Annotated in this window: 2 protein-coding genes; one reads left to right on the forward strand and one right to left on the reverse strand. The window is 77.5% G+C overall.

The window, feature by feature from the left end; all coding sequences use genetic code 11:
- A partial coding sequence (gene coxB / locus PYV61_RS22880; protein ID WP_275836045.1) for a cytochrome c oxidase subunit II occupies window positions 1-839 on the reverse strand: 839 nt, incomplete at its 3' end.
- 447 nt (window positions 840-1,286) lie between these two features.
- Here coxB and PYV61_RS22885 point away from each other — a divergent pair.
- Window positions 1,287-3,304: ABC transporter substrate-binding protein (locus PYV61_RS22885; protein ID WP_275836047.1), on the forward strand; the 2,018-nt coding region annotated here is incomplete at its 3' end.

Raw genomic sequence — 3,304 nt, forward strand, 5'->3', positions numbered from 1 at the left:
GCGCCCGCGGCGCCGGCCTGCGAGCGCGTCGCCGCGGCCGCCGCCGAGTCGCCCGGCGTCGCCGGCGAGGGGCTCTGCCCGGGGGCGGCCACCGCGCCGTACGCCGCGGGCGCCTTCTGCCCGGCGACCCAGCTGTCGAACTCCGTCGGCGTCACCGTGTACACGCGGAACTTCATGTTCGCGTGCGACGCGCCGCAGTACTCCGCGCAGTGCCCGTTCCACGACTGCGCGCCGAGCGCGCTGTCGGGGGTGAACCACAGGAAGTTCGTGTGGTTCGAGATCAGGTCGCGCTTCCCGGCCAGCGCCGGGATCCAGAACGAGTGCAGCACGTCCGCCGTCTTGAGCGCGAAGTTCACCGTGCGCCCCGTCGGGAGGTACAGCTCGTTGGCCGTGCTGACGTTGTACTCGGGGTAGCGGAACTCCCACCACCACTGGTGGCCGATCACCTCGACCTGCAGCGCGTCGGGGCGCGCCTTCGCCTGCGTGCGGAAGATCGTCCGCACCGTCGGCACCGCGATGAACACGAGGATGACGGCCGGGATGGCCGTCCACAGCACCTCGAGCGTCGTGTTGCCGTGCACGTGCTTCGGCTCCGCCTGCCCGGGCTTGCGGCGGAACTTGATGATCACGTACAGCAGGAGCGCCTCGACGAGGACGAAGACGATCGTCCCCCAGAAGAAGAGGCGGCCGAACAGCGAGCCGACGTCGGCGTTGAACTCGGTGTGCTTCGTGAAGATCGAGTTCGGGTACTGCCCGGTGTCGCACGCGGTCAGCGCGAGCAGCGCCGCACCCGCTAGCAGCGCCGCTGCCAGCCGTCGCGGGTGGTGGGTCCGTGTCATGCCTGGTCCGTGGAGAGACGGCCGTTGTCGACGCGCGCGGCGCGAAGGCGAGCGCGGCCGAGGTTGGTGTAGAGCACGGGCAACCTAATCCCCGTGCTTCGCCCGCATCAAGCGAGCGGTGCGCGAGGCGCGCGTGAGCCGTGCACGAGGGAGCACGACCGGAGCGCGCGCCGCGCGGCGGAAATCGCGCGCCAGCGCGCGCGCCGGCGCCCGGTCGTCCGCGCGACCGGGGAACATGGCGACGCGCGGCGGACGCGGCGCGCGGGGACCCCACCACGCCGGTGTCGGGGATTCCCCCACCACGCGGCCCGGACATCCCCCACACGTGCGCGGCCGGACGGCGTGCCCGACGGTTTCGCGGGGGTCGCGTGGGTCGTCACTCCCGCGCTCGCCACGGACGCCGCACCAGCCCGCCGGCGCCCGCCCCGCCCCGCCCGCGCTCCCGGCATGCCGGCACCGTTCCGCTCCGCCCTCCTCCCCGCGCTCGCCCTCCTCGCCGCCGCCTGCCGCCCGGGACCGGGCGCCGCGGCCGCCCGGACGGGCGTCGACACCGTCGCCATCGGCGTCGCGCTCAACCCCGAGCGCCCCGGGATGGAGGCGATCCACCAGGGGGTCGACCTCGCCGTCGCCGCCCTGAATGCCGACCCGGCGGTGCGCGCCCGCGGCGTGGCCTTCGTCGCCCTGCGGACCCCGCGCGGGCTGACCAGCGCCGTGCGGGCCGCCGAGCGGCTGCGGGACGACCCGCGCGTGGCCGGGATCGTCGGCGACGCCGAGAGCGGGCGCACGCTCGACGCCCTCCCCGTCTATGAGGATGCGGACGGCGAGGGGCGGCGGGCGGTGGTCGCCGTCTCCCCCACCGCCACCAGCGGGGCGCTGGCGGGGCGGAGCCCGTGGCTCTTCCGCATGTCTCCCAGCGACGAGACCGCCTCGCGCGGGGTCGCCGACTTCGCCTTCGACTCGCTGCACGCCCGACGGGCGGCGGTGGTCTACCGGAACGACTCCTACGGCCGGGACTGGGGCGCCTCGTTCGCCCGCGCCTACCGCGCCCGCGAGGGCGAGGCCGTGGCCCGCGACCCGTACGTCGCCGGCGTGACCGAGTGGGAGCCGTACGCCGCCTACCTGGCGACGCTGGCGCCCGACCTGGTGCTCTTCCCGGGGAGCGCCGAGGACGCGGGGCCCTTCCTGCGCGCCCTCCGCCGCGCCGGGCTGCGCGTCCCGGTGCTGGGCGGCGACGCCCTCGCCCCGCTCGCCGACTCGACCGGGTTCGACGGGGTGCACTTCGCGGTCGCCTTCGTGGCCGACCGCGCCGCGACGCCCGAGGCCAAGGCGTTCGTGCGCGACTACGGCGCCCGCTTCGGCGGCGCCCCCGGCGTCCGCGCCGCCATGGCCTACGAGGCGGCGATGCTCGTCGGGCGCGCCGCCGCCGCCGTGGGCCGCGACGCCCCGCGCCGCCGCCGCGAGGTCCGCGACTGGATCGCCGCCCTCGGGCGCACCACGCCCCCCCTCCCCGGCGTCGCCGGCCCGATCGCCTTCGACCCGCAGCACTCGGTGCTCGGCCGCCGCGGGCACGCTGGCCGCGGCGCTCGCCGCCCCGGGGGCCCGCCGATGACCCCGATGAGCGAGGTCGAGATCCCGGGGTGGACGCTGGAGCACCCCACCCCCGCCCCGGTCGCCGCGCCGCCCGCCCCCGCCGCGCCGGCGGCGCTCCGCGACGACGAGCTGACGCGCCGGCACGGGCTGCGCCCGCGCACCATCCGCGGGTGGCTGCGCGCCGGCTTCGGCGCCAACCTGATCCTGCTGGCCGCCACCGGCGGCGTGGCGATCGCCGGGCTCCAGAACAGCACCGGGCGCGCGACGGCCGCGATGGCCGAGCTGCGCGTGCACCAGGACACCGTGCAGCAGGTGGGCGCCGCCGTGCTGCGCGAGATCGTCGCCGGCTCGCGCTACGCCGAGACGGGGGACCCCGCCTACCTGCGCCGCTACCAGCAGGCGATGGAGGAGGCCGACGACCTGCGCCGCCGCGCCGTCGCGGTGCACGGGCTCACGGTCGCCGAGCGGGCGCAGCTCGAGGCGATGGGGAGCCGCCAGTCGGCCACCGAGGCGCGCCTCGCCATGGTGCGCGCCTACCGCGCGCTGGGGCGGAGCGGCGACGCCGAGCGCGTGCTGGCGCTGGCGATGGAGGACGTGACCCGGATCGGGCAGGACCTGGCGCAGCTGCGCGCCGCCGCCGCCGCGCGCGGGGCCGAGCGCGAGCAGGCGATGACCGACGCGCTGCGCACCGAGGAGATCCGCCTCGCGGCGCTGCTGGCCGCGGCGCTCGCGGTCGCGATGTTCTTCGCCGCCGCGACGTCGGGCGCCGTGACGCGCCCGCTGGCCGCGCTGCTCGAGGAGCTGGGGGCGGGCGCCGCCGGCGACCTGCGCGACGCGGCGCGCCGGCAGCGGGCGGCGGCGCTCCAGGCCCCCAA

Source organism: Roseisolibacter sp. H3M3-2 (genome assembly GCF_029211165.1).
Taxonomy (GTDB): Bacteria; Gemmatimonadota; Gemmatimonadetes; order Gemmatimonadales; family Gemmatimonadaceae; genus Roseisolibacter.